Source organism: Paludibaculum fermentans, from assembly GCF_051172195.1.
GTDB lineage: Bacteria > Acidobacteriota > Terriglobia > Bryobacterales > Bryobacteraceae > Paludibaculum > Paludibaculum fermentans_A.
Genome location: NZ_JBPJAQ010000001.1, coordinates 4285632 through 4312355, shown reverse-complemented (window position 1 = coordinate 4312355; position 26724 = coordinate 4285632). Strand labels below are relative to the sequence as shown.

Below are 26724 nucleotides of genomic sequence, written 5' to 3'. Positions count from 1 at the left end.
TATAAAGGGAAATCTTCACATTCTTAAAGCGGGTGGCGGCTCAGGACGCATATTTACACGCACCGCCGGACACGGCGCAAACAGCCGGCAAAGACCAGATGATCAGTTTGAGGTGCTCGCTATCAGTTCCGTGCCCGGCGCCGGGATGAACCGGAGGGGCTTACGTCCTGGCCATGATGCGTCACGGCCCACACCTTCTGGCGCGGCTGGAACTCGGCCAGGCGCACCGTTTCGACTGCTGAATTGCCGGCCAGCACAATCGCCAGTTCGCGATTCTTGCATCGGGTCCTGCCCGCCCATGCCAGGCCATCACGCTGGTCAGAGTAGGTTTTCCCGTCCACTACAAACGTGGCGCCCTCGAATCGGGGCAAGTTGCCGGGCGGCTCTGCGCGCAACGCGGAGTTCGTTTCTGGGCGGCCAATGAAGATGAGTGTCTTCGATCCGCATTCCGCAGGGCTGAGTTCGAAGTCGCGGCGGATGGGGACGCGTGTCTCATACCATCCGTTGAGCTGGTTCTGGAGCACCTCGGCGGCATACCGGTTGGCGCCGGCTTCCATGTCGGTGCCATACACGATCACGGCGTTCCCCAACTTCCCGATGAGGCCGCTCAGCAGGGCATCCGGGCCGACGGCCGGAATGTTCAGATCCGGACGCTTCACCGGGAAATCAGTGGAACTAACGGTCTTGGTAGTGTGCGAGGTGTAGAAGCCATCCATCATCTTGAGGAAGGCCTCATCACCGAGTTGCTTCCGGATCTCATCGAACGCGAAGACGGCACGAGCCGCTCTCAGATCCAGCGGCGAGTCGTCCATCTTCAGCCGGTAGCTCTCCAACGTTTCGGCGGGATTGTCCGACGCTAGCACCTGGCGGTAGTAGGTGGAGCCGAGCGTGATCCACTCGTCGGCCTCGGAGGCGGGCAGCACCCAGCCCTTCCAGAGCTTCAATTCCTCCACCTTCTGGATGGCGGGCTCGGGCGCCTTCGGAGCAGCCGGCGGCAGCGCGGATTCGGGCGCCTTGTCGTGAGCCTGGAACAACGAATAGCCCGAAGAGTGGATCCCTTCGTTCCCCTCGTAGCTTGCCTTCTGCCACTTGCTGGGCACCCATTCCCGCTCGTTCGGCTTGCCGAGCAGCGCCCACACCATCATCTCCGGAGCCATCTCGGAGGTGGTCACCTTCGAGTCGAACGCGGAGCCGGACACCAGTGGAGCCGTGCGGAACGCAGTGAACGCGAACTGCTCATCGATCGTGCCCTTGTACTGCCCGTACATCTCCTGCCACTTCAGGTCGCGCGCCGTGGGCTGGAACGGCAGGTGCACCGGCCGGCCCTTGGGATCGGGGACGTACTCCAGCCGGACATTCAGATCCTTCGAGTTGTTGCAGCCCCAGTAGAAGCCTTCGGTGCCGTTGAACCACTCGTTCTTCGAACTGCGCCACAGCTTGGTGCGATTGGTGCCGAGCTCGAACATGGCGATCTCGTCGTTCTTGGCGTCGCCGATCAGCCATTCGTTCGTATACAGGCCGTTGTTGCGCTCGGACAGATGCTTCACGACGGCATCGACGTCGTCGCCATACTGGATCGCCTTGCGTGCGCGGTAGGCCACCGGCGTGCCGTTGATGTTGAACGGCGACTGGCGGATGGTGGTCTCGGTGAGGATGACCCCAGCATCATTCTGATACCAGTCGGTGCCGCTCTGGATGCCGCCCGGATAGGACTGCATCAGGACGCGGTGCCCTTTCTCCGGCTTCACGTCGAGCATGATGTTCGTCTGTTCCGCCAGCGTCAGCGGCCACCAGGTGATGTGCCCGATCACCATGCGCCCGTCCTTCGTCGCCTTGCCGGTGGCGGCAAAGGCCGAGCAGCGCTCCGTGATGGAGACGTCCTTGCGCGGATCGTAATAAGCCGGCGGAGTCAGCCCCAGCCCTTCCAGCCCGGTGGGTGTGATGGAGGACGCCGGATTCAGCAGGCCAATCTCGGTGATGGTGTTGGCGGCCACAATGTCGATCAGGTCCACCTTGCGGCCCTGGTAGCGCGCTCCGGAGGCCGCGGCACCGTCGGCGATGCCTTTCATCTCGGCCAGTATCTCTTCGTCAAAGCCGCGCAGGAAGACGGAGTTGGCGATGGTGCGGGCCTGCTCCCAGCCCAGCGCCCGATCCTTCGAATTCACCTCCGCGGCCGAGCGATCCAGATAGCCTTCAATCTCCTTGGGCATCAGGTAGCCGTGCTGGAACCCGCGCTCGTACGGCTGCCCCTCGATGTGCAGATAGATCCAGCCAGCCTTGGGATAGCGGTAGGCCGGGCCGAAGCTCTTTACGGCAATCTTCGACGGCCAGGCCGGAGCTTCGTTGATCTCTTCCACCGACACGCCGGCCACCCACGATTTGCCCTGGAACGAAGCGCCGGGCGCGATGCGGATCTCCGGGGCGTCGTTGCCGCGTGTAGCGGTGAACTTCAACTGCACCCGCGTCCAGTCGCGGTTGCCACCGACCGACTCGGAATGCACGTCCCACGGCATGGATGCCATCGACAGCGAGAGCCCGGTGGGCACGCTGCTGCGATTCCCTTCCGTCACCGTCAACCCCTGCGTCTTCAGCCAGCCGTTGAGGACGTAGCGTTTCCCGATGGTCAACCGCGTTGCCTGGCCGCGAACCAGGGCGTCGCCGCCATTGGCGTCAGGCTCAATTCGGACCGACGCTTTGCCGTCATGGATGACTTGTGGGTCCACCGTGGCTGTGGAGCGCAGCGGTTTCCAATCGTTGGGAGCAAACAGCAGGGCGGCGGCGAGCAGCATCATCATATGCGGGAATCCTTGGCTGAAATGTAACCGCGACAGGGACAGGCCGAATCAACGTGGATAATTGATTCTACCCGCTCTGCCCACTCCCCGGGAGGCGCTCTTTGGCCCGGCCAGGGGCCTGCGCCTTCCGCCGCGGATGACGTCCTGATTTGAATATGTTTGCCATAATACGAGGGTGTATTTGCGAACTATTCGTGTCTCGGCGCTGCTATTTCCACTTGCGCTGGCCGCGTTCTCCCAGTCGATTCAAATCGAAAGGATGACCGAGGCGGTGGTGAACGACCGGTTGGCGCTGGCGACGCCGGACCAGGCGGAACGTTTCGCCCGTTTGAAGACAATGTTCGAAGACGCAGGCTGCGGCGGTCACCTGACCGAGATCAAGGTCAAGCACGCCAAACTGCCCAACCTGATGTGCGTCCTACCCGGCGCCAGTGACCAGGAAGTGGTCGTCGGGGCCCATTTCGACTCGGTGCCCAAGGTGACGGGCGTAGTCGACAATTGGAGCGGCGCGGCCCTGCTGCCCAGCCTGTATCAAAGCATCGCCAAACAGCCCAGAAAACACACCTTCCGGTTCGTCGCCTTTGTCGATGAGGAAAAAGGGCTGGTGGGCTCCCGCGCCTACGCGACGGCGCTCAAGGCGGAGGACCGGGCCCGGATCCTGGGCATGATCAATGTCGACTCCGTCGGCACCGGACCGATGAATGTGGGCCTCAACGAAAGTGACGAGAAGCTGACCACCATTCTGCGCCGCGCCGCCATCTCGCAGAAAACTGACATCAGGGCCGTGAATACCAACCAGGTTGGCATCTCAGATCATTCCTCGTTCCGGCAGGTCAATATCCCGGTGGTGAGCGTACACTCCCTGACCAACGAAACCTTCCCGATTCTGCACAGCAAGCAGGATGATTTCGCGGCCATCGATAAAGAGAACTATTACCTCACCTACCGTGTGCTGGCGATCTATCTGGTCTTTCTGGACGAACTACTGAAGTAGCGGCTATTTCGACTTCTCCTTGTCGTAGTTCTCAAACAGGTCATCGCGGCGCACGTGCTCGCCCTTGAAGAGGACGAACCACACACGCTCGGTCGCGCTGATGTCATCCAGTGGATTGCCTTCGACGATCAGCAGCGTAGCTTCGTAGCCAGGCTGGACCAGGCCCAGCCGGCCGGAGGCTCCAATCGCCTTCGCGGCAGTGAAGGTCGCCGCCTGCAGCGCTTCTTTCGTGGAGATTCCGGAGGCCACCCAGAGCTTCAATTCGCGATGCAGGGCCGGACCATGCGGCAGCAACGGCAGGCCGGAAAGGGAGGCGGGGGGCAGCGGGAACGACGGGGCCGGCAGTTTCGCGTCGGCGGCCGGCGTCCGGCCTTGCGCCATGCGGCGGAGAATCTCCATGGTCTGGGGCCGCACCACCTGCTGCAGCAGGGTGTCCTTCAGGATGTCGGTGCGTCCGGAGGCGATCTCGCCCGCCACCAGCGAGGGCGTAGCGGGATTACTGCCGAGCGAGAGTTCAGCGCCCAGCAGTTCGCCCGTGGCCAGCCGCGCCTGGATGCCGGGCGCCAGGCCGAGCGGATCGGGCGCGCTGCGAACCGCGGTAACACCGCAGTAGAGATAGGCCGCCAGTTCACGCTCCATCGCTTTCACCATGCGATCCTGCTGCATGTCCGGAGCGCCTGTGCCGGGCAGCATCAACTGCACACCGGAATCGATCAGCCCCGGCAGGACGGTCTTGCCCGAGGCGTCGATCGCTTCGGCATTCAGGCTCTTGGCGTCGGGCGACTTGCCTTCGAAAATCTCCTCGATCCGGCCATTGCGGATGAGGATCGAGCCGGACTCCAACACCCGGCCGTCGCCCACGAAGATGCGCGCATCGCGAATGAGCCAGTTCTGTGTGCGGCGCATCTGCCGCGCCAGAATCTCGGTCTTCTTCAGGTTCGACCGGCTCTGCGACTGCCACACACCCATCACGATGAATGGCGCGAGCACGCCCAGCACCCAGAACTTGGCGCTGGGCTTGAACTTATCTTCCTTCTCCCAGCGGAACAGCTTCACCGAGAGGACTGAGCCGATGATCGCGGTCAGTACCAGGGAACCGACCGAAGTCAGGTTCTGCGCCAGGCTTTCATTGCGCACCAGAATGCCCTGCATGCCCAGGTAGAGGTGAGTGGAGGGCAGGAACTGGGCCACGATCTGCAGCCAGTCCGGCATGATGTTCAGCGGCACCGTGGCGCCAGACAGCATCAGCATGGGCAGGTACATCAACTGGATGATGATCTGCGATTCGGCCATCGAATTCACAACTGAGGCGATGATCGCGCCCAGGCTGCGGAAGGCGAGGACGCCGGCGCTGACCATCACCAGCAGGGAGAAGATGTGCTCGGGAAACGGCATCCCATAACGCAGCCTGGCGATGAGGATGAAGAAGATGACCGTGGGCAGGAACAGAACCCAGCCGGTGACCAGGCCGGCGGTTACGATGGGCGCCGGAGTGATGGGCGCCACTTTGAAGCGGCGCAGGATGCCGGATTCCCGCTCGACGGTGGCGCGCATGCCGGCGCCGAAGAAACCGGAGCCCAGGACGCCGATCACGAGGACCATGGTCAGCACCTGCGACATCGCGCCGGTGGACGTCCTGGCGCCGAAACCTTCCCCGAAGGCGACAAAGAAGATGAGGGGAAACAGGAAGTTGAAGAACACCACGAGCCGGTCGCGGGTGGTGAGCAGCAGGGTGCTCTTGATATAGGCGAGGTAGGCTTTCATGGGTGCTTTCTCAATCGCGCAGCGACTTGCCGGTCAGTTCGATGAAGACGTCTTCCAGGGTGGGGCGTTTGATGTGGAGGTCGTCCAGTTCCGCGCCGGCCGCATCCAGCCACTTCACCAGGTCGACCACGGCCCGCGCGGGCTTGGGCGCCGGCACTGTCAGCTTCTTGCGATCGTCGGTGAACAGAATGGGGAACTCCGCCGGCCAGTCCCTGGGCAGGTCGAGCGGCATGGGCGACAGCGTGCAGATCTCGACGCGCGAATGGCCCAGTATCCTCTGCTGCAGCTCACGCGGTGTACCGATGGCGATTACCTTGCCTTCGTCGACAATGGCGACGCGGTGGCACAGGCGTTCGGCCTCTTCGATGTAGTGCGTGGTGAGCAGGATGGTCCGCTTCTGGTCCCGCAGTTCCTCGATCAGGGAGTGGATCTCGAGCCTTACCTGTGGATCCAGGCCGGTGGTGGGCTCGTCCAGGAAGACCACCTGCGGCTCGTTGATCATGGCCAGCGCCAGCGCGAGCCTTTGCTTCTGGCCGCCGGAGAGGGTGGAGTAGAACGCTCCGCGCTTCTCCCAAAGCTGCAGCCGCTTCAGCAGGGCGGTGATGTCGGTGGCGCGGGTGTAGAAGGCGGCGAACAGTTCCACCGCCTCCTGTACCTTCATCTTCTCTGGCAGGTTGGTGGCCTGCAGGCTGACACCGATCCGGTCTTTCACCGCCATCGTATCGTTGGCCGGGTCGTAGCCCAGGACGGAGACCTCGCCGGAGGTGCGGGACCGCAGCCCTTCCAGGATCTCCACCGTGGTGGTCTTGCCGGCCCCATTGGGTCCCAACAGACCAAAGACTTCACCCTGGGCGACTTCGAAATCGATGCCGCGCACGGCCTCGAAATCACCATAGGACTTATGCAGGCCGGTGACGCGGATGGCGGGTTGTGTGGACATATTTACTGTTTGGACAGCACGTCAATGCAGGCCCGCATGAACGCGGGCAGATCAGCGGGCTTACGCGAAGTGACAAGGTTTTTGTCGACCACGACCTCGGAATCTTCCCAGACGCCTCCGGCGTTCACCACGTCATCCTTGATGGCGAAGAACGAGGTACAGTGGCGTCCGCGCAGCACGTTGGCCGAGCAAAGGCACCACGGTCCGTGGCAGATGCCGGCCACGAGTTTGCCCTGCGCATCCACCTGGGCGATGAAGGCGCTGGACGCCGGATGGCGGCGGATGAAGTCCGGGGCGAAACCACCGGGGGCGATGACGCCGTCGTAGTCGAACGGCTTCACCTCGTCATAGGACTTATCCGATTTGCACGGGTAGCCGGTTTTGGAAGGGTAGGTCTTCCCAGCCTCGGCCGCGATCACATGGACCTCGGCGCCTTCCTCGACCAGGCGGTAGTAGGGATACCAGACTTCCATCTCCTGGTACTGCTGGTCGACAAAAATGGCGACTTTCTTTCCCTGTAGGGTCATAGGAATTAGTTTACGTGATGAGGTACGAACGGATGACAAGGGAAGTTCAAACGGCGGGGAAACAGGATGAAAGGTAGCTGGCGGCGGATGTAGGGGCGGAGACAAAAAGAGCGGCGAGGTGTTCCAGGAGGGCCTCGCCGCTGTTGCGAGCAGGGACTGCCGTTACTCGAGGACCAGCGCGCCGTTCGTGGTGGCCGCTGCCAACATTGCGAGTTCCGGAGTCTGAAGAGGACGGGGGGTCTTTTCCACAATCTCAGCGGGGGGGATGTCCTCGCCGGTTCCGGCCGAGAGCTCCTTGAAGCGCCGGGCGGAGACGAGAACACGGCCCTCGAGCGAGCCAACCGCTTTGTTGTAGGCGTCGACCGAACGGTCCAGCCCGCCGCGCACGCCGTCCATATGGCCGGCAAAGACGCGCAGGCGATCGTAGAGTTCCTTGCCCAGATCGGAGATCTCCTGGGCATTCTGTGTGAGCTTTTCCTGGCGCCAGCCGTACGCGACGGCCTTGAGCAGGGCGATGAGGGTGGTGGGCGTGGCCAGCAGGACCTTGTTCTCGACGCCGAACTCGATTAGCTCCGGGTCCTTCTGCAGGGCGGCGCTGAAGTAAGTCTCGCCGGGCAGGAAGGCCACGACAAAGTCGGGGGCATGGTCGAACTGGTCCCAGTAGGCTTTGGCGGAGAGCCGCTGCACGTGCTGGCGCACCTGCTGGGCGTGTTCAGCCAGTTTGGCGGCGCGCTCGCCGTCGTCGGCCAGTTCCAGGGAATCCAGATAGGCGGCCAGCGAGACCTTGGCGTCGATGACGATGACGCGCTGGTTTGGCAGGCGGATGAGCATGTCGGGCCGCAGGCGACCGCCGTCGGTCTCGACCGAGACCTGCTCTTCGAAGTCGCAGTACTCGACCATGCCGGCCATTTCGACGACCCGGCGGAGCTGCATTTCGCCCCAACGGCCGCGAACACCGGGCGAACGCAGCGCGTTCACCAGTTTGCCGGTCTCGGCCTCCACCTTGGCCTGCGCGGTGTGGAGCAGGCTGATCTGCTCGCTGAGGCCGGCGTAGGCGGACGTACGATCCTTTTCGATGCGCGTGAGGGCATCGCGCAGCGGCGTGAGCGTCTCCTCGATCGACTTCTGGCGGACATCGAGATCGCCCTTATTGGATTCCTGGGCCTTCTGGAAGGCGGTCTCGGCGAGGGTGAGGAAGTTCTGGTTGTTGGAAGCCAGGGCCTCGGCGGCGACGCCCTTAAAGGTCTCAGCCAGCTTGGCTTGGGCTTCTTCGAGGGAGCGCAGTTTGTCGGCCTGCGACTTCTCGGCCTCGTCCAGGCGGGTCAGGAGGGAGGCGTGGCGGGCTTTCAGGTTGCCGCCTTCCTCGAGCAAAGCCGAGATGGCGCGATCCTTCTCTGTCAGCATCGCGTCCATGCGAGGAATCGCCGAAGCTCGTTCCTCCGCCGCGGTCCGGGCGCCCACCGCTTCCAGGAGATGATCCTGCAGCTTGGCTGTGGCGGCGCGTTCGTCCTCCACCTGTTTGCGCAGGTCCTTGATTGCGTTGTCCCGTTCCTCGATGCGGGCTTTGAACTCAGCCAGCTCTGCTTCGCTGGCGGCCAGATTGGGGCCCCGGCTACCCTTCACCAGTAAACTGGCGAGGATGCCTCCAAAGACCAGCCCAGTCAGCAGGATTCCTAACAAAAAAATGGGTTCCATGGCTTGCTAGTGATCTAACGGCGGTTCCTGGTTTGTGAAAGATCCGACAATCTACCTAGAGAGGTATAGGGGAGGCACGCAGGCCGAGTGGTGGGCGGCTACTAGGGCGCGCTAGCCGGCTCACCGGAAAAATCCGAGGCGCGCCGAGCGGGCGGCGAGCTTCGATAGGGCCCTTCCAGTCGTCTCGACGCGGAGACTTTAGATAGGTGTGCGGGCAGATGGGGCTCTGCAACCCAAACGGGACAACCGATGAGGGGTGGATGAGGCGCCTCGCACGGGGCGCGTCCAAGTAGAATACGACGGGCATGTTACCCGATCAGTACCTCAGAGTAGTGGAACTTGTCAAAGGTACTCGGGTGGGTGGGCCGGGGCGACCCGGAGGCTCAAATGGGTTTGTTCACTCAAAAACTGGAAATCCAAACGCCGTCCCGGGTTCCGGGTATTGGCTTCGTCCGTTCAGACTGGGTGATTCGGCGACGGGGCCGCCCGGCGGAGATCCAGCGGACGAGGTGGGTTTGTTCACTCAAAAACCGGATATCCAGACGCTGTCCGGAGTTTCGCGAATTGGCTTCGTCCGTTCAGATTGGCTGATTCGCTACTCCGGAGGGCTGATATAGAGAACGGCGCGTTCGGCGGTTTTGATGTCAAAGATCGAGAGCGGGTGGCAAGCTGCACCGGCCAGCATGCACCCGCCGGGGTTGACCCGCAACCCGGCGCGGACGGATAGTAGCACAGCGTTCCTGGCACCTTCCGTGAGGCGGATGCGCAACTCGCTGAAATGGCAAGAGATCGAGTTCACATTAAAATGGGACCACCCGGGGCTTAGCGGTTTCCCCGGGCGGCGTAAGAGGCGACGGCGGCGCGCACGTCCTGTATGGACTTGCCTTTCGCGTGCATCCATTCGCGCAGCGGCTGAGCAGCATTGACGGGCTCATGAATCTGCATCGCCTGCAGGATGAAGTCCGCCGGCACGCCTGTTTTTGCAGCGATTTCGTTCAGTGTCATGAACCCTTTGACGTCCTCAGTGCCGCCCGGGTGGGACTGGGGGGCCTTTTGGGCGGGAGCGCCCGCGAGGAGGCCGGATACCACTTCGCGGAGCCCGTCGGGCTCGAAGTCGACGTGGTACCTGCCTGCGATCTGATTGAGCCTGGTGGCCGGATCCACGGAACCGGGCAGCCTGGCACGACTGTACAGCGCGTCCAGGGGCAGATGGTAGCCTTCGCTGATCTCGGCCAGGGTCATCCAACCTCGGATCTGGCCCGGGTCCAGTTTGCCGGCCGCATTCGTAAAAGCGACGGCGGCGGGTTGAGTCTTCCATTTCCCCCAGACCTGGCTGAGGCCAATGGTGGTGAAGAGGCCGGCCAGCAGCAGCGCGGCATAGGCGCCGGGGGAGAACTTCCAGCCTGCCCCGCGCAGCGTGAGGACATTCGGCTTGGGGCAGTGAGCGACACATTCCAGGCAGTGGTTGCACTCGGCGTCGTTGATCGTATGGGTCGACAGGAAATCGATGTGCGCGAAGCATTTCTTCTGGCAGAGATTGCAGCCTTTGCAGCCATCGTCCGTGCGGACGATGCGCGTCAGCCCGGCCTTGCCGATGAGACCGATGACCGCTCCGAGCGGGCAGGCGTATTTACAGAAGAAGTGGTCGATCTTCAGAGAGCCTAACAGTACTCCGGCGAGAGCCGCGTAGGCATAGGGCATTTCGCGGACCCCGCTCCCGAGATGGAAGAAGGCTAGAAACGGGTCATAGGGACGAAAGACCAGCGTGCCCAGCCGCCAGGTGAAGAAGATGATCAGGGCGAGGACGACGTACTTCGAGGCCCGCAGCCGTTTCTCCCAGGGCGATGTGGGATTGTACGCCTTGCCAAAGATCCTGCGTCCGAGCAGCCCCAACCACTCCTGGACACTTCCGAACGGGCAGATCCAGCCGCAGAAGCCGCGGCTGAGCAGCAGGGTCAACAGGAGGACGGCGCCCATGAGGATGAGCGCCGAGGGTTCAATGTGGCGGATGAAGCCACCCGTGGTGATGAACTGGTAGAGAGTTTCGATGCCGCCAAAGGGGCAGTAAGCTTCAATGGACGGAGAGCCGTTGGGCCCTCCGCCGCGTACCTGGTGATCGTAAGCGACGTGCAGCAGGAAGAGAAAGAAGAAGATCATCACGCCGTGGCGGATCACGGCCGGGGAGCGATACCAGGCTGGTTTCGATTTGAGTGGTTGAATTTGCGTGAGTGGCATGTGCGTCGATCCTCTTCCTGCCCTTTCTGTGCCGGATGATGGCTAGCGTCGGCCGCCGCGAGCCTGGCCGCCGCCCCGACCACCCTTGGGACCCGTCTGGTCGCAAGTGCCGGACCCGTTGCCGCGGCCCGACCTGGCTCCGTAGCCCGTGCCGTCCCTGGGGCCATTGCCGCGACCGGAAGTGGCTCCATAGCCGGTGCCGTCCTTGGGCCCGTAGCCCTTGTTGGCGCTGGGGGCGAACTGTGCGGATGCGGTGGCCAGGGTGAAAGCCGCGGCGAGAAGAAGAGAAAGTGTGCGTTGCATGGTGTTGTCTCCTGCCCGGAAGAGATGCACCCAGCGGTCCAAGCGGGCTGGAGACCTGGAATCAATCACTTACGAACCAAAGGGGACCGGTCGCCGCAAAGCTTGCGCGGCAGCGGCCGTCCCGCCGCGCAGAAGTTGCGCGGGGGATGGCGTCTACTGCAGCGCGGTCGCGACCCGAGCCAGGGAGACCGGGCCCCGAAGCTGGGCAGGGATGGGGAAGGCGGGCAGTTGGTGGCTGGTTTGGATGGTTTGAAACAGGGCTTCGGCCTCGAAGGTAAGCGGACCACGCGAGGCTACTCGAAAAGTGGCGATGGCAGAGCCACGTGGAAGTTCGAGGTTGGCAGGGACAGCCACCGGACCGAGCTCGAAGCCGTGCAAGCCAGCCTCGGCGAGGCGGCCGGCGCGGAAGCCGGCGGGCAGGATACGCGTATCCTTGCGGTAGCGGGCGGCCGCCAGTAAGGAGACAGTGGGGCGGCCGTTGGCATCGGCGTATTGGGCCTCAAAGACCACAGGATCCGGGCCGTCAGCGATGTCTCCGGCGGCTGGATCCCAGGCTCCGGTTTCAAAGACTACTTTACCGGCACTGTCCTTTGCCACGAGGTGGAGCCACAGCCGCCGGCTGGGAAATGCAGTGGGCAGTTTGTGGCCGGTGAGATTCGTGACCAGCACGGAGACAATGGCGACGTCCTGTTCGCGCCGCAGCTTCAGGTCGAGTTTGAGGGCGCGGTCCAGTTGCTGGCGGGCCCTGCTTTGCATCTCGCCATTACCGAGTACCGCCGGCACCAGCGCGTTTCCGCCGGCAAACAGATGCCTGGCGAAAGGCGACCGGGGGGCAGTGGGCGGGAACGCGCCGCCGGGCGGCCTGTGCGCGATGTACTGCGCGGAGGCCAGGGCCGGCATGTGACAGCCCTGGCAGGTGGTTCCCTTGCGCGGGTACTCGCTGGCCAGCCATTCGAGGAACGGCGCCTGTTCGACGAACTCGCCCTGGCCGCCTCGTGGATGGGTGATGACGGTGTGGCAGGTGCCGCACAGCGCGGCCTGCCGGATGTGCGCAGCCTCGGTGGCCGTGAAGCCCGTGTGATGGAGCATCGGCATCGTAAACGGATCGGCGAAGGGTCCGTAGAGGCGATCCTTAGTGCCCAGGGTGAACGAGCCGGTGAACGATTCCGCCCGGCCCAGGCCCGGTGCTTCGATCTGGTGGCAGATGGTGCAGGTGACTCCTTCGCGTCCGAGTGCGGTCATGCCGGAGAGCGCCAACTGCTCATTGGCGGCGCGTTTGGGGTATTGGTCGACGGGCGCGTGGCAGCGCAGGCACTTGTCTTCAATCGCACGGGACTCGCGCGGCGCGAGAGCTGTCTCGAAAGCGACCTTGGCCCGCCAGTAAGGATCCTGCGCGGCATGGGCCATCATCGAGTTCTTCCAGAGGTGCGAGGGGCCGACCCATCCGGCCTGATCCGTCCACGAGCCGCCGGCATCCGGGATGCGGGTATGACAGAGCGCGCAGTCGCCGGCGGGGAGGAAGCGGGCGGGCTCCTGGGCGACGAGTCTGCCGATGACGAGTAGAAAGAGGAAGGGTCTCATGGGGAAGGTTCCGATTGGGGGTTGAGCGCGGTGCGCAGCAGATGCCTGGCGCGGCTCAGACGGGTGCGGACGCACATTTCAGTGATGCCCAGCCGGGCCGCGCAGTCGCGTGTGGAGAGTTGTTCCAGCACGCGCAGTTGAAACGCCTGGTTGAGTAGAGGGGGGAGCGCCCGGGCGGCGCGGGCCAGGGACTCCGCGGTCTCCCGAACGATGAGCCGGTCGATGGGCGAGTCCGGCGAGCAGGGGATCGCGAGGTGGAGGCCATCGGAGAATTCGTCGAGGGCTGGCGGGGCGAATTTGCTTTTGCGGTGGCGTTCGCGAAGCCGGTTCCTGGCAATGGCGGCCAGCCAGGGCATGAGATGACGCGGTTCCTTCAGCTTCCCGAGGCCTTGAAACGCCAGCGCGAGGGTCTCCTGCGCAAGATCCTGCGACTCATCTCTGCCCTGGCAGAGATGCGCGGCCTGCCGGTAAACAGCCGTGTAGACGCGCTCGAACAGGAGCTCGATGGCGACGCTGTCGCCGCGGGCGGAGTGACGAATGAGACAACGCCGCACCTGGCACGGCGCGGCATTCTGCGCGGTGAGGCACGGCGTATCACAGAAGCTGGTCATTGGAGCATTGGCCAAGAGCCTATCGCACTGGACACCTGGATGGGAGCCTGAGCGCGCTCCCATCCCCAGGGGAGAGCGGGCTTCAGTCGCGGAGGATGAGCGTCTCGCCGTTGGCGCCGGTGAGTTGGAGGGCGACCAGTTCGCCGGTGCAGGTGGAGGTGGCGTACTTCACGGTAAGCGTGGCACCGGCATTGAGTTCGAAGTCGCTGCCGAGGATGAGGCGTTCGGAGCCGAGCTTCAGGGTGAGCAGCGAGGCGTCGGCCAGTTTGAGCACGAGTGTGGGCTGTTGGATGCCGACCCCGGCGTTGACACGATCGATCACTCCGGTGGCGGTTTGGGCGGAGGCGGGATCGAGGCAGGCTCCGCAGATGGACGGACCTTGCGGCAGGCCGGCGCGTCCGCCAGCCTGGCTGGTCCAGACCGGGATGCCCAGCGAGTCGCGCAGGGTGATGCCGGCAGCACCCCTGGTAATCCGGATCGCATATAGATAGGTGTCGCTGGCGTTATTCGAGGGAGCGGCGAGAATTGAGACAGTGTCGCCGGAGGCCAGCTCGAAGTCGTTCTCGAGGAGGAACCAGACCGGGGCAACCTTGATCTGGGTTTGATTGACGACGATGGAGGGATACTGCACACCATAGCTGAGCTGGACGCTGGTGATGACGCCGTCGATGGTCTTCTGGGCGGCCATATTCAGACCGAGGTTCGGGGCGGGCGCACCCGGCTGGCTCGTACCGGGCGTGCCGGGTCCGTTATGGCCCTGGGCAAGGGCAGCCGCCGCGATGAGGACAGAAGCGGACAGCAGGGAAAAGAGTCTGCGGTTCATTGTGGGTTCTCCGTTGGTTTGGATTTGTGCGAACACAAAGCCTGGTGCATCCGGCGGGCCACTCCGTAACTAATTGCAAATTAAGGAATCTCTTTATCCGATGCACCAGCAGCGACGCAGTATCTGCGGGGTGAAGGCGGCGCACGGCGCAGAGGCTGCACGGCCGGACGGGAATCTCGGATTCGAATTGGGCGGCACGGACCGGGCGGAGCGCGCAGGATTTGCGCGGCCGCCATGCGCCGTTTGCGCGGCTGACCGATCCTTCTATAGGAAATGAAGCAGGATTGCAGCGTTTTCAGGATGGTGTCGAAACTGCAACAGGATCCTGCAGAGGTAGACCGATGAAGACGTTGATCGCAATGTTGGTGTTCTCGGTGGCGCTGGCAGCGCCGCTGTCGGCCGCGCGGGGCAATTGCCAGGGTCGAGGCCAAGGCCAAGGCAAAGGCAAGGGAGAGCAATGCAGCGGCCAGTGCGACCGCAAGCAATGCCGGAACTGCCCGAAGGCAGATTCCTGCCCACGGGCGCAATCGAAGAAGTAGATTGTGTGGGGAGAGTCGCGATGAAGAACTGGCTGTTTGGAATACTGCTGTTTGCAGCGCCGGTTTGGGCCGGCGACGAGCAGCGGCCGCCCATCGCTGAGCAACCCGTGGTGGAGTTGACTGGCACGGTGACGCGCGTCCAGATCGCCATGGGACAGGGCATGCCATACCTGGAGGTCAAGACCGCCAAGGGCACGGTTCGGTTGTATCTCGGCTCGATGCGCTACCTGGTACAGGAGAACTTCACACCCAAGGCAGGGGACCTGCTAGAGGCGAAGGGCTATAAGATGGCGGACTCTGTCGTCGCGATCCGTGTCGAGCTGCCCGCCAGTAAGAAGGTATTGAAGCTGCGCGATGAGAATGGCTGGCCGCTGTGGATGGGGGGCAGGCGCCGTGGCGAAGGCGGCCCGGATTAACTGTTTCCCGTGGGGCGAGTCACGTACCATGCAGGATTTGCATCCCTTAGGCCAGTCGCATGTCTCCGTCCCAAGCTAGAGTCGTCTGGCGCGTGGTGGCCAGTTTGCTTCTGGTGCTGCCGATGGTGCTGATCGTCAACGCCCTGCTGATGCTGCGTGAATTGGAGCAGGCGCGCGGAGCGTTTCTGCGAGACAAGGCGGCGCAGGTTGCGACCCGCCTGGAGCAACTGCCGGCCAGCCAGGTGATGGAGGAGGAGCCGGCCGTCCTCGATGTGCGCACCTATGGGGAGAGAGACACAGCGGCCGAACCTTCCATCCGGCCTTTCTTCGATGGCCGCGAACTGTTCCGTCTGGAAGAGGACGCCCGCATTGGCTTTCGGGCCTGGGTACCCTACCATGCGGCGGGTGAGACGAGGCTGGCGCGGCTGGACCTGAATCCCGCGGCGGCCGATTTCCTGACGGCCCGCCCGCGTCAGAATCTGAATCTGTCGATCGCCGTGGCGCTGATGATGGGTCTGCTGACGGCCTACACCGTGTGGGCCCGGGAGAGGCAAGCGCGGCTGACACGGCTGGCGGAATTGGGAGAGATGTCGGCCGTTCTGGCGCACGAGATCCGGAACCCCCTGGGTGCGCTGAAGGGCTTTCTGCAACTGGCGCAGGAGCAGTCGAGCGGCGATGCGCGGGTGTGGCTGGCCACCTCGCTGGAGCAGACCAGCCGGCTGGAACAACTGGTGAAGGATCTGTTGTCCTATGCCCGTGTGCCAGAGCCGAAGTGGCGCGAGATCGCCTGGCGGGAGATGGAAGAGAGGCTGCGACCGCATGCCCCGGAGGCGCTATTCAGCGGAGCGGATTTCCGGCTGACGACAGATGCGGGGATGCTGGAGCAGGCGGTAGTGAATCTACTGCGCAACGCGATGGATGCCGGTACGGAGGTACGCGTGGAAGCCACGCCAGGCTGGATTCGTGTCACTGACAACGGCCCGGGACTGCCGCAGGAGGTGCGGAGGAAGTTGTTTCAACCGTTTGTGACGACCAAGGCGCAGGGTACCGGGTTGGGGTTGGTGATTGTCCGAAACCTGGTGCAGGCCCTGCACGGGCAGCTCGCGTTGAGCGATGCACGGCCGACCGGCACTTGCGCGGAGATCCGATGGAGCAGGCAGAGATGAACCCAATTCTGGTAGTGGACGACGATCCCGGATTCCGCAAATTGCTGGAGACGATTCTGGTGGGGGAAGGTTATCCGGTCGAGACCGCGGCAAAGGTGGCCGAGGCCCGGCGGATGTGCGCAGCCAAACCGTATTCGCTGGTGGTCTCCGACCTGAAGCTGCCGGATGGCGATGGATTGGATGTGCAGAAGTGGTTTGCGGAGCACGCCCCGAAGACGCCATTCGTGCTGATTACCGGGTTCGGCACGGTCTCCACCGCGGTGGACGCCATGAAGCGGGGCGCGTTGGACTATCTGGAGAAACCTCTGCGCAGCCCGGACGAGTTGCGACGCATCGTACGCCGCGCGATGGCCCTGAACGCGGGCAGTGAGTCTGTGCTGGAGGAGGTGGAACCGGCGGCCGGTGAGCCGGCGGGGCTGTGCGGTGCGATGGTGGCGCGCGATCAGCATATGCTCCACATCCTGGGGTTGCTGCAGAAGGTGGCTCCGACTCCGGCCACGGTGCTGCTGCTGGGTGAGAGCGGCGTGGGCAAGGAGGTGATTGCACGCTGCCTGCATGCCAACAGCCGGCGTGCGGCAAAGCCGTTTGTCGCGGTGAATTGCGCGGCGCTGGCTCCGTCCCTGATCGAAAGCGAACTGTTTGGCCACGAACGGGGGTCCTTCACCGGAGCGACCGACCGCCACAGCGGCGTCTTTGAACGAGCGGATGGCGGAACACTTTTTCTCGATGAGATCGGCGAGCTCGACGCGGCGCTGCAGGCGAAGCTGCTGCGGGTGCTGCAGGAGCGTGTGTTTGAACGCGTGGGCGGCGGCAAGGCGGTGGAAGTGGATGTGCGGGTGGTCGCGGCCACGAACCAGGATCTTTCGCGAGCCGTGCAGGGAGGGCGTTTCCGTGCGGACCTCTACTTCCGGCTGAGTACCTTCCCCATCGAGATCCCGCCGCTGCGCCAGAGGCCGGCAGACATTGATGCCCTGGCCGAGCTGTTTCTGGGGCGGGCGGCGCGCCGATTTGAGAAGCCGGACCTCCGGCTGAGCGATGAGGCCCGTTACGCGCTGCGGGCGCACGCCTGGCCGGGCAATGTCCGCGAGTTGGAAAACGCGATGGAGCGGGCCGCGATCCTGGCCGATGCGACGGTAATGCCGGAGCATCTCCCGTTTGCAGGCGCAAGCACCACGCTGACCCAGGGCGCCGGGCCGCTGAATATGCGGGACCTGGAGCGTCGCGCCATTGACGAAGCCCTGCAGCGGCACGACGGAAACCGGACCCATGCCGCGCGCGAACTCGGCATCAGCCTGCGAACGCTGCAGTATCGCTTGAAGGAGTACGGGCTGGGCTGAGAAGAGGGGCGGTGACGAGGGCACACAGCGCCCTTCGTGGCGCACTACGAGCCGTACCCCGCACCGGTGGAGCGAGCAGGCGGGATCCGGGCGAGAGTGGTTGCCGCGGACGGCTGGAGCCCGCCGGCGTGGTCAGGCTTCCAGGAGCTTGCGCAGATAGACCAATTGTCCGAGGTGATAGGCGTTGTGGTCCGCTACCACCAAAGCCTCCCGCAGCAGGGTTTGGCCGTCGCCCCAGGGGAAGGGGGCAAAGAGATCGAGGGCGGTGTCCGCGATGAGCGCCCGCATCGCTGCCAGATCCTGCTGAAACTGACGGACGGACTGCTGCCATGCCTCATCGCCGGGTGGTTGAGGGCTCGCCGGCCAGTAGTCATCCGGGAAAGTCCTCTCGACATAGGCGGGGTTGCGGCTGAAGTCGAGGATGTCTTCCTGCGCGAGGCGCAGGTGTTCGAGAAGTTCCCAGGCCGAATGCGGTGCGCCTGCCGGTTTCGCGCCGCGCAAGGCTGCGGGAAAGTCGGTTATGGCCGCGTCGAAGGAGAGGTGCGCGCCGTCCATTTGCAGCAGGTTGTCGAGATGCTTGCGGAGGGAGCTATTGTCCTGGTTGCCCATAGCCCCAGTTTCGCAACTTGAGGGAGTAATTGGGGGCGAGCGGCCTGGATCGGGCCGGTGCTGGCGGGTAGCGGTTGGTTGAAGAGGCCGACGGGTGGGGCCGGTGCACCGGAGCTGTTCGGCGATTCGCCGTGACCGTCAAATGCCAGCCCGCCGTGGCGCGGCAGGCAGTTGCACCGTGACGCAGAGCCCGCCAGCGGCTCGGGGCGTGAGGGTGAGGGTTCCGTCGTGGGCCTTAGTGATGCTCTTGACGATGGCCAGGCCGAGACCGACACCTGCGTGATCTGTGAGGATGCGTTCGGTGCCGCGCTGGAACGGTTCAGTGAGTGTCGAGACCAGCCGTGGAGTGAGCGTCTCGCCGGTGTTCTCGACAGCGAGCATCACGCTGCCGGCCCCGAAACTGGTCCTGACCCACACTGTGCCGCCATTGAAGTTGTGGACGATCGCGTTGTCGACGAGATTCGTGGTCATTTGCAGCAGGAGCGCGTGTGAGCCGAGGGTGGGGGTGACGTCTCCGGCGGTTTCGATGGTGATGCCGTGCTTTTCCGCGAGGGGGAGGAGTGTTTCCGTGGCTTCTTCCGCGATCAGGGACAGGTCGACGGGCACCCGGGCGAAGGATCGCTGGTTGGCGCGGCTGAGCAGGAGCAGGGCTTCCGTGAGGTCGATCGCCCGGGTGTTGACGGCGTGGAGTCGCTCGACCAGTTCGCTGGTGTTGCTGTTGGGATCGTGGCGGGCCACGTCGAGCAGTGTCTGCGTGATCGTCAGCGGGGTGCGCAGTTCGTGGGAGGCGTTGGCTGCGAATCTTTGCTGTTCGGCGACGTGAGCCTGGAGCCGGGCGAGCATGGCGTCGAAGGCGTCGGCGAGTTCACGGAACTCGTCTTTGCGTCCTTCCAGATGGATGCGGTGGGCGAGCGATCCTGTCGCGGCCAGACGCGTGGCGTCTGTGATGCGAGTGAGGGGAGCGAGCATACGGCCGGCGAGAAGCCACCCGCCCAGGAGACCGAATGCCAGCAGGAACGCCAACACCGCGGCTGTCCAGGGAACGACCGACCGTAGGAGGTCGGCGCGGCCACCCGGCACGTGGATGAATACGTTGTGCCGCCCGAGGAACGCCCACGCCGCCGCCACAGTCAAGGACCCTGCAAGCATGAGGAAGCCGGTGTAGCTGAGGGTGAGTTTGAGGCGAGCGCTCAAACCAGGGGCTCTAGCCACTGTGGCCGCCCTCACGAGCGGTGCCGGGGCCCGTGTCGATGCGGTAGCCAACGCCGGCCACGGTGGCGATGAGCCAGGGTTCGCCGAGCCGTTTGCGCAGTCCCGAGACGGTGATGCGCACGGCATTGGTGAACGGGTCTGCGTTCTCATCCCAGGCTCGCTCCAGGAGTACTTCGGCGCTGACCACACCGCCTTCGGCCGCGACGAGAACTTCCAGCACGGCGAACTGTTTCCGGGTGAGCGCGACGTAGCGGCCGTCGCGATAGACCTCGCGGCGGAACGGATCCAGGCGGAGGCCCGCGATCTCCCGCACAGGCGGCCTGTTATGGGCGCGCCTGCGGTCGAGGGCCCTGAGACGGAGCACTAGTTCCTGCAGGGCGAACGGCTTGGTGAGGTAGTCGTCGGCGCCGAGTTCGAACCCGGAGGCCTTGTCGTCGAGCCGGTCGGCCGCGGTAAGCATGAGGATGGGCATGCCGCTGCCGGAGGCGATGATACTTTTCGCCACTTCATCTCCGGAGGGACCGGGGATGTCGCGGTCGAGGACGGCGATGTCGTAGGTGTTGATGCGGAGCAGTTCCAGAGCGGTGAACCCGTCTCCGGCGATGTCGGCGGCGATCGCTTTCAGGCGCAGGCCATCGCGAATGGCTTCCGCCAGAAAGGGTTCATCCTCCACGATCAACACACGCATCCTTCCAATCTATCAACCAGGAGGATATCGCCAGCGTATCGAAAATCGCATACGGGCCCGCAACACCACATTCCACAAGATGGAGGCGTGACTTTCCGCGAACCAGCACAAACATCGACCCGCGGGACTCGCGGGATCCTTGTGGCCGGCCCGCTCATCGTCCTCCTGGCGATCGCCTTATCGCCCATCGACATCCTTCGCAGAGCGCACCGTGGTGCACCTGGCCGAGCTGAGGGCGCCGTTATGGGTGGCGTGAAGGTTTTCGATAGTAAGACTCCAGCCGTGGCCAACCTCGATCGTGATCTACTAAGCGCCCTCCGCCAAGCTGCAACGGATGCCGCGAAGAACGGGATCGAGATCTTCGTCAAGAGCGGCTGGCGTTCTCCGAAGTACCAGGCGCGACTGCTCAAGGAGGCGGTCTCGAAGTACGGGACAGAGGCGGAAGCCGCCCGATGGGTGGCCACCCCCAAAACCTCTGCCCACGTGTCGGGGGACGCGGTGGACATTGGGAACTCCGGAGCCGCGGAGTGGCTGTCCAAGCACGGCGCAAAGTACGGGTTGTGCCAGATCTACAGAAACGAACCGTGGCACTACGAACTGCGCCTCAGAGCCATCGATCACGGTTGCCCGCCGAGGTACGCCGACGCTACGCGCGATCCAAGGATGCAGCGGAGACCGCAATTACGACACACGGGGAGAGGACATGAGTAGAGAGGGCGGCCATCTCGTCATCGAAACATCAGCCCCAGCCCGCGATGGCGGAGCCCGGAACGTCACCAAGGTGACCTACCAGAAACACGAGCCCGGCTTCGGCGGGTAGTTGCGAGCTGGATTCCGCGTTCGGGGTTGTTGGCCGGACTGGGGGGGTGGGGCCGCCAGGCTCATGCCCCCTTTCTATGTGGCTTCTGCCCGGCCGAAGACCCGCAAGCCGCTTCCGGCAAGTAGAAGAGGATCATCGGGCACGGTCCACCGAGGCGGACAGATCGACTTAGTACCGGCACTCGCGTCCAACCGGCTCGATTCAAATGGCCACCCATGTTAGTATCCCGGTGTGAAGCTCGCGGCCTGGCTTTGTTTCGCACCAACCCTGATTTACGCGCAAGCCGTCACGGTAACCGGCACGGTCACGAATGCGGCCACACAGGAGCCCATCGCCGGGGTCACTATTCGGGTTTTCGGGTCCAATGATATTCAGGAAACCTCTACTGATGCGAGGGGCGTGTTCCGTGCACAAGGGCTTGAGAACTGTTGCCGCGTGCTGTTCGACAAGGAAGGGTTCGCGGCGGTGGGGCCGTCCAACCTGCTATTCCGGGCAGCGGTGAACGAGCCACCCCTGAAACTCACGATGCTGCCCTGGCCGGTGCTGCGGGGCCGTGTGCTTGACGCGGAACGCCGACCGATGCCCGGCAGCACGGTGGAGGCCATCAGCCTTTCGTCTGGCCGGAAGACGGTCCAGACCGGCGCCGATGGTTCTTTCGCATTTGAGCGCAATCTCCGTCCGGGCGAATACGTCGTGCTCGCCACGCCCCCGGCGCCGCCCTCCAGCGAGTCCACCGGACTGGCCCCCACTTACTTTCCGGATGGAACCGAACGCTCGGCGGCGGCCAAGCTGATGCTGAAGGCCGCGGACGAACTCTCCGGCTACGACATCGTCCTGCGGCAGGTGCCGCTGTTCGCCGTGGCAGGGACGGTGGTGGACGAACGTGGTGAACCAGCAGCGGGCGCGGTGCTGCAAGTGCCGGGCGCCACGACGAAAGCGACGGCGGACGGCAACGGCCGGTTCCGGTGGAGAGGCGTGCGGCCTGGCGATGCCATGGTGCAGGCAGACTGGAGCCGGGACGGCGTCGCGCTGCGCGGGTTCACGGCGATCACAGTCCGGCAGCGCGATCTTGACGAAGTACGGGTCCGGGTCACGCCCTCCGTGGCCGTCTCAGGGACAGTGGAGCTCGATGGAAAGCCGGCGGCAGTCGAAGGCATGGCCGAGTTGGAACCGGTGAACGGTGACGGCTCGCTGGCTCGCGCGTCGTTTCTTCCATCAGGCCTTTCATCAGGCCTTGCGTCAGGACTTCGCTTCGACGGCGTATATCCGGGCCGCTATCGGCTGCAGGTGTCCGCCAGCACCGGCTTCGCGCATTCGATGTACCTCGATTCGGTCAAGCTGGGTGAGCGCGATCTCCTGCTGGAGGAATTCGACGTACCGCCGGAACCCCTGGCTTTCCGTGTGATCTTCAAGACCGGAGGCGGCCGTGTGAGCGGCACGGTCCGCGACGGCGCCGGTGGAATCATTGTGTTGGTGCCCAGGGACGAGCGGCAGCGGATTCCGGAGCGAACCGCCGTATCCTTCTTCAGCGGCAGTGTTTTCCAGGTGGAGAACGTGCGTCCCGGTGAATACTACGGATTCGCTGTCAGGGGCGTCTTCAACCACGGACAAATGAGCGATCCGGCCTATGCTGCCCGTGTGCTGTCGGGGGCGCCGGCGATTCGCGTGGAGCTCAACGGCACGGCGACAGCCACGCTTGGTTACGTGGACAACCCAGCCCTTCCGTAATGTGAGGAGAGTGAGCGCTGATTGGGTCCTCCGCAGGGCTTCGCCCCTGGTGAAAATGCGATAATGCGAACAAAGACAGGGCTCATCGGGATTGCAGACATGGACACCCCCAGCGAACTGAACGAGGTCGTACTTCCGCAAACCGTGGTCGGTCCACTCACGCGGTCGGCGATTTTTCTGGTGGTGTGTATCCGCCAGGACGAAGACGCTTATGCGGAAATGCGCGCCTTTTGCGCGGGCCTTTCCGGGCTGATTCGCGCGGTGGAGTTTCGAGACATCGAAGCCGGCCTCACCTGCGTCGCCGGATTCGGCTCGGATGCGTGGGACAAGCTCTTCGGAGCGCCTCGTCCGGCCGAGCTTCATCCGTTCCGTGAGTTCCGCTCCGGCAACCGCCACGCCATTTCCACGCCAGGCGATATCCTCTTTCACATTCGAGCCAAACGCATGGACCTGTGCTTCGAATTGGCCATGCAGATCATGGATCAGATCGGGAGCGTCGCCACGGTGGCCGATGAGGTGCACGGTTTCCGCTATTTCGATGATCGTGATGTGATGGGCTTCGTCGATGGCACGGAGAATCCGCGTGGCGATGCGGCGCGCGAGGCAGCCATTGTCGGAGGCGAGGATCCGGCCTTCGCGGGCGGCAGTTATGTGATCGTGCAGAAGTACCTTCACGACTTGAAGGCCTGGAACGCACTTCCGGTCGAAGTGCAGGAACGGATTATCGGCCGCCGCAAGCTCTCCGATGTCGAGTTGAGCGATGCGGAGAAGCCCAGTAACGCTCACAATGCGCTAACCAATATTGAAGAGAACGGGCGCCAGCTACAGATCCTGCGGGACAACATGCCTTTCGGGCGTCCTGGCCACGGCGAATTCGGAACGTATTTCATCGGGTATTGCCGGTCACCGCGGCCGACCGAGATCATGTTGGAGAACATGTTCATCGGCCGGCCGCCCGGTAACTACGACCGCATCCTCGATTTCAGCCAGCCCGCGACGGGCACCCTGTTCTTCGTGCCGACGGCCTCATTTCTCGACGACGTCACGGATGCCGCGCCGGCATCGGAGGAACGTGCGGAAGCGCAGTCCCCTGCCCCGCCGCCCTCCCCAGCGCCTTTATCTGAGCCTGCCGCGGTGCGCGATTCATCACTAGGAATAGGATCTCTGAAGGGAGTGAAGGATGAATAACCTCCACCGGGAGTTGGCGCCCATTTCCGACGCGGCCTGGGCGCAGATTGAGGAAGAGACGGCGAGAACGTTGAAGCGGTATCTGGCGGCGCGTCGCGTCGTAGATGTGCCCGCCCCGGGAGGAATTGCGGTGCCTGGAGTTGGTACCGGGCACTTGAAGCAGATCACCGCTCCCGCGGACGGAATCCTCGCCCGGCAGCGCGAGGTGAAGCCGCTGGTGGAACTGCGGGTGCCCTTCGAACTCTCGCGCCAGGAGATCGACGATGTGGAGCGCGGTTCCGACGACTCCGACTGGCAGCCCGCCAAGGACGCTGCCAAGAAGCTCGCCTTTGCGGAAGACCGGGCGGTCTTCGACGGTTATCCGGATGCCGGCATCCGGGGTATCCGCGAGTGCACCAGTAACCCTATCGAAACCCTGCCCGCCGACGTGCGGGATTACCCGGATGTCGTGGCGCATGCACTGAGCCAGTTGCGGCTGATGGGCGTCAACGGGCCTTACTCGGTGGCGCTGGGAGCGGAAGAATATACGGCGCTGGCTGAAACCCGGGATCACGGGTACCCGGTGCTGGAGCATGTGAAGCGCATCGTGGACGGCAACCTGATCTGGGCGCCCGCGATTGAAGGCGCATTTGTCCTCACCACAAGAGGCGGCGACTTCCAGTTGAGCATCGGCCAGGATATTTCCATCGGCTACCTCAGCCACACCGATTCCGCCGTCCAACTGTATCTTCAGGAAACCTTCGTTTTCCGGGTGCTCACCACCGAAGCGGCCGTTGCGCTATCGCCCTCGCAGAAAACCGTCCTGAGCGGTTCGTAAGTAGGCGGCCACGCGGAGGAGCCAAGGCCGGCGAGCAGGATCCTCCGCGCCGCCCAAGCAGCGGAAGAAACCTGACCATACGAGTGGCCCGGGTGCGGGTCTGCGTCTTCGTCGACCTGGAGTCTACATGTCTTCCAGGCGGAGGGCTGGCGCGGGCGCCTTCCATTCCCGTTCATATTCGCGGCGGACGAATTCGGCGGCTTCCTGCTTGTGCTGGGCTTCCAGGGATTTCGTCAGGCCGAACAGCATGCGGCCATTGCGGACTGAGCGGCGGGCTCCTTCGCGGAACACGGCTTCGGCTCCGGCCGCATCCCCGGACAGCAGGAGGGCGGCGCCCAGCGACTCCCGCAGCGGCATGTACCAGGGAGGCGGCTCGTCATAGTTCAAGGCATCCTGGAGTTCGACCGCGCTGCGCCAGTGCGAGATAGCGGCAGCCGGGCCTGGAGCGTAGCGGGCCTGGAGGATGGCATCTGCCATCGCGAGCACGTTGACCGACTTGCTGGTCATCCACGGCCACTGCGGCGGGACCTTGGCGCGCGCCTGCTGAAACAGCGCGGCTTCGCGGGCGCCGGCCGGCTTGTCGCCCTTGCCTGCGAAGGACAAGGCCCGGGCCCAATGCCAGAGCGCGGTGGTCGCCAGCAGTTTCGAATGCGGCTTGGGGAGCGCCAGCAGTTCATCCCAGCGCTGGAAGCGGAGCCGCATGAAGATGGCATAGGGCGCAAATGCATCCAGCATCTCGGGCATGGATTCCACCATGGGCGCCGATTCCTTCAGCATCAGGTCCGCGGCGCTGATGGCCTGCTGGGAGCGTCCCTGCATACCCCGGGCGTAGGCAATGAAGTGCACGTTGTGGAGGTAGTAGCCCAGGTAGCCGCTCTGGACTCCCGTGCGGGCGAAATATTCCCGGTCGACCTGGGCCGCGCGTTCGTTGACGTCGGCGGCGGTTTCCCATTCGCCGAGGATGACCCAGATGTGGCCTGGCATGTGGACCATATGGCCGGCGGCGGGCATGATGGCCATCAGGCGCTGGGCAGACGGGACGGCACGCTCGGGCGAGGGGGACATTTCGACTGCGTGGATGTAGAAATGATTGGCTCCGGGATGATTCGGGTTGCGGCGCATGACCTGCTCCAGCACTTCCACGGCCTGGGCCATTCCATCAGCCGGTGTGCCATCGGCGCGCCACCATTTCCAGCGGGATTTGACCATGACGCTCTCCGCGTAGAGGGCGGCTGCGTCGGGATCGTCGGGGTACTGCTGGTGCAGTTTTCGGAACGCATCGATCGCGGGGTCTGGCTGATATTCGGGACAGCGGCTCGCGGCCGCGGCAAGATAGTCCTTCTCGTAAGGAGAGGCAGGCAAGGTGGAGGCTGTGGAGAGGGCAGCGCAACCCTCCTTCAGATTGGTGTCGGCGTCCATGTCCATATTGATGTGGGGGCCGAGGGCCATGGCGATGCCCCACAGAGGCATGGGGGCGCGGGGGTCGAGTTCGGCGGCCTTGCGGAAGGAGCGGAGCGCTTCGTAGCGATTGAAGCCGTACATCAGGTTGAGGCCCTGGTCGAAGAACTTCTGCGCCTCCGGGTGGGTGGTGGCGATGCGGTGCGAGTAGGGACCGAGGTGCCCCAGGAGTTCGACGGGTTTCTCGCCGGGAGGCGCGGCAGGGTGTGAGTGTTGGGCGGAGAGCAGGGCGGAGCCGAGCAGGATGGCGAGAAATAGAGATGACCGGGTCATGCGAATTTCCTCTTGGGATACGGCAGCAACCGTGGAAGCGGATTCATCGTGCGGCAGTGAAGGCGACGGGCGGCGCGGTTGCTCCCTCCGATAGACCAACTGCCCTCCAGGCATAATAATCTACCCCAATTTGCGGCTTCGGCGCTCCCCTTGCGCATCGTCGGCTGAGATCTCCGCACCTTCAGTTTCTGGCAGGGATTGCTCC

23 protein-coding genes are annotated in these 26724 nt (G+C 63.9%); 8 read left to right on the top strand and 15 right to left on the bottom strand.

Annotated features, from left to right (window positions below):
• Positions 1-122: 122 nt before the first annotated feature.
• Positions 123-2795: a C45 family autoproteolytic acyltransferase/hydolase gene (locus ACR9Y2_RS17435; protein ID WP_435042770.1), complete on the bottom strand. Its 2673-nt coding sequence runs from the start codon at positions 2793-2795 to the stop codon at positions 123-125.
• Positions 2796-2976: 181 nt separating this feature from the next.
• On the opposite strand from ACR9Y2_RS17435, the gene ACR9Y2_RS17430 reads away from it, so the two are divergent.
• Positions 2977-3789, top strand: coding sequence for a M28 family metallopeptidase (locus tag ACR9Y2_RS17430; RefSeq protein WP_435042768.1), 813 nt, complete (start codon positions 2977-2979; stop codon positions 3787-3789).
• A gap of 3 nt (positions 3790-3792) precedes the next feature.
• Here ACR9Y2_RS17430 and ACR9Y2_RS17425 read toward each other — a convergent pair whose 3' ends face one another.
• The 10 genes from ACR9Y2_RS17425 to ACR9Y2_RS17380 form a co-directional block, all read right to left on the bottom strand.
• A complete protein-coding gene (locus ACR9Y2_RS17425) occupies positions 3793-5553 on the bottom strand; it encodes an ABC transporter permease (RefSeq protein ID WP_435042766.1) in 1761 nt (586 codons plus the stop codon).
• A gap of 10 nt (positions 5554-5563) precedes the next feature.
• Positions 5564-6493 carry an ATP-binding cassette domain-containing protein gene (locus tag ACR9Y2_RS17420; RefSeq protein WP_435042765.1) on the bottom strand — a complete coding sequence of 310 codons (930 nt, stop codon included), beginning with the start codon at positions 6491-6493 and terminating at the stop codon, positions 5564-5566.
• A gap of 2 nt (positions 6494-6495) precedes the next feature.
• On the bottom strand, positions 6496-7020 hold the full coding sequence (locus tag ACR9Y2_RS17415; protein WP_435042764.1) for a type 1 glutamine amidotransferase domain-containing protein: 525 nt from the start codon (positions 7018-7020) through the stop codon (positions 6496-6498).
• A 162-nt stretch (positions 7021-7182) separates the two neighbouring features.
• A complete protein-coding gene (gene rmuC, locus ACR9Y2_RS17410; protein WP_435042763.1) occupies positions 7183-8715 on the bottom strand; it encodes a DNA recombination protein RmuC in 1533 nt (510 codons plus the stop codon).
• Positions 8716-9310: 595 nt separating this feature from the next.
• Positions 9311-9448, bottom strand: a complete 138-nt coding sequence (locus ACR9Y2_RS17405; protein ID WP_435042762.1) for a hypothetical protein — start codon at positions 9446-9448, stop codon at positions 9311-9313.
• 89 nt (positions 9449-9537) lie between these two features.
• On the bottom strand, positions 9538-10950 hold the full coding sequence (locus tag ACR9Y2_RS17400) for a 4Fe-4S binding protein (RefSeq protein ID WP_435042760.1): 1413 nt from the start codon (positions 10948-10950) through the stop codon (positions 9538-9540).
• Positions 10951-10992: 42 nt separating this feature from the next.
• Positions 10993-11253, bottom strand: coding sequence for a hypothetical protein (locus ACR9Y2_RS17395; protein ID WP_435042758.1), 261 nt, complete (start codon positions 11251-11253; stop codon positions 10993-10995).
• A 153-nt stretch (positions 11254-11406) separates the two neighbouring features.
• Positions 11407-12834, bottom strand: a complete 1428-nt coding sequence (locus ACR9Y2_RS17390; protein WP_435042756.1) for a hypothetical protein — start codon at positions 12832-12834, stop codon at positions 11407-11409.
• Positions 12831-13445: an RNA polymerase sigma factor gene (locus tag ACR9Y2_RS17385; RefSeq protein ID WP_435042755.1), complete on the bottom strand. Its 615-nt coding sequence runs from the start codon at positions 13443-13445 to the stop codon at positions 12831-12833. The genes ACR9Y2_RS17390 and ACR9Y2_RS17385 overlap by 4 nt, the downstream gene beginning before the upstream one ends.
• 82 nt (positions 13446-13527) lie before the next feature.
• Positions 13528-14268, bottom strand: coding sequence for a hypothetical protein (locus tag ACR9Y2_RS17380; RefSeq protein ID WP_435042754.1), 741 nt, complete (start codon positions 14266-14268; stop codon positions 13528-13530).
• 559 nt (positions 14269-14827) lie between these two features.
• On the opposite strand from ACR9Y2_RS17380, the gene ACR9Y2_RS17375 reads away from it, so the two are divergent.
• The 3 genes from ACR9Y2_RS17375 (at position 14828) to ACR9Y2_RS17365 (ending at position 17726) form a co-directional block, all read left to right on the top strand.
• A complete protein-coding gene (locus ACR9Y2_RS17375; protein ID WP_435042752.1) occupies positions 14828-15223 on the top strand; it encodes a hypothetical protein in 396 nt (131 codons plus the stop codon).
• A 95-nt stretch (positions 15224-15318) separates the two neighbouring features.
• Positions 15319-16389, top strand: coding sequence for a sensor histidine kinase (locus tag ACR9Y2_RS17370; RefSeq protein WP_435042750.1), 1071 nt, complete (start codon positions 15319-15321; stop codon positions 16387-16389).
• Complete coding sequence (locus ACR9Y2_RS17365) at positions 16386-17726, top strand: sigma-54-dependent transcriptional regulator (RefSeq protein ID WP_435042749.1); 1341 nt, start codon at positions 16386-16388, stop codon at positions 17724-17726. The genes ACR9Y2_RS17370 and ACR9Y2_RS17365 overlap by 4 nt, the downstream gene beginning before the upstream one ends.
• A gap of 132 nt (positions 17727-17858) precedes the next feature.
• Here the strand turns inward: ACR9Y2_RS17365 and ACR9Y2_RS17360 are convergent, their stop codons facing one another.
• From ACR9Y2_RS17360 to ACR9Y2_RS17350, 3 genes are all read right to left on the bottom strand, one after another.
• Positions 17859-18335: a DinB family protein gene (locus ACR9Y2_RS17360; RefSeq protein WP_435042747.1), complete on the bottom strand. Its 477-nt coding sequence runs from the start codon at positions 18333-18335 to the stop codon at positions 17859-17861.
• 138 nt (positions 18336-18473) lie between these two features.
• A complete protein-coding gene (locus ACR9Y2_RS17355; protein ID WP_435042746.1) occupies positions 18474-19547 on the bottom strand; it encodes a sensor histidine kinase in 1074 nt (357 codons plus the stop codon).
• Positions 19540-20235, bottom strand: coding sequence for a response regulator transcription factor (locus ACR9Y2_RS17350; RefSeq protein WP_435042744.1), 696 nt, complete (start codon positions 20233-20235; stop codon positions 19540-19542). The genes ACR9Y2_RS17355 and ACR9Y2_RS17350 overlap by 8 nt, the downstream gene beginning before the upstream one ends.
• Positions 20236-20322: 87 nt before the next feature.
• On the opposite strand from ACR9Y2_RS17350, the gene ACR9Y2_RS17345 reads away from it, so the two are divergent.
• From ACR9Y2_RS17345 to ACR9Y2_RS17330, 4 genes are all read left to right on the top strand, one after another.
• Positions 20323-20946 carry a M15 family metallopeptidase gene (locus ACR9Y2_RS17345; RefSeq protein WP_435042743.1) on the top strand — a complete coding sequence of 208 codons (624 nt, stop codon included), beginning with the start codon at positions 20323-20325 and terminating at the stop codon, positions 20944-20946.
• Positions 20947-21286: 340 nt separating this feature from the next.
• Positions 21287-22783, top strand: coding sequence for a carboxypeptidase regulatory-like domain-containing protein (locus tag ACR9Y2_RS17340; RefSeq protein WP_435042741.1), 1497 nt, complete (start codon positions 21287-21289; stop codon positions 22781-22783).
• 99 nt (positions 22784-22882) lie between these two features.
• On the top strand, positions 22883-23971 hold the full coding sequence (locus tag ACR9Y2_RS17335; protein ID WP_435044878.1) for a Dyp-type peroxidase: 1089 nt from the start codon (positions 22883-22885) through the stop codon (positions 23969-23971).
• Complete coding sequence (locus ACR9Y2_RS17330; protein ID WP_435042739.1) at positions 23964-24788, top strand: family 1 encapsulin nanocompartment shell protein; 825 nt, start codon at positions 23964-23966, stop codon at positions 24786-24788. Before ACR9Y2_RS17335 ends, ACR9Y2_RS17330 begins: the two co-directional genes overlap by 8 nt.
• Positions 24789-24911: 123 nt before the next feature.
• Here the strand turns inward: ACR9Y2_RS17330 and ACR9Y2_RS17325 are convergent, their stop codons facing one another.
• A complete protein-coding gene (locus ACR9Y2_RS17325) occupies positions 24912-26519 on the bottom strand; it encodes a tetratricopeptide repeat protein (protein WP_435042738.1) in 1608 nt (535 codons plus the stop codon).
• Positions 26520-26724: the final 205 nt, after the last annotated feature.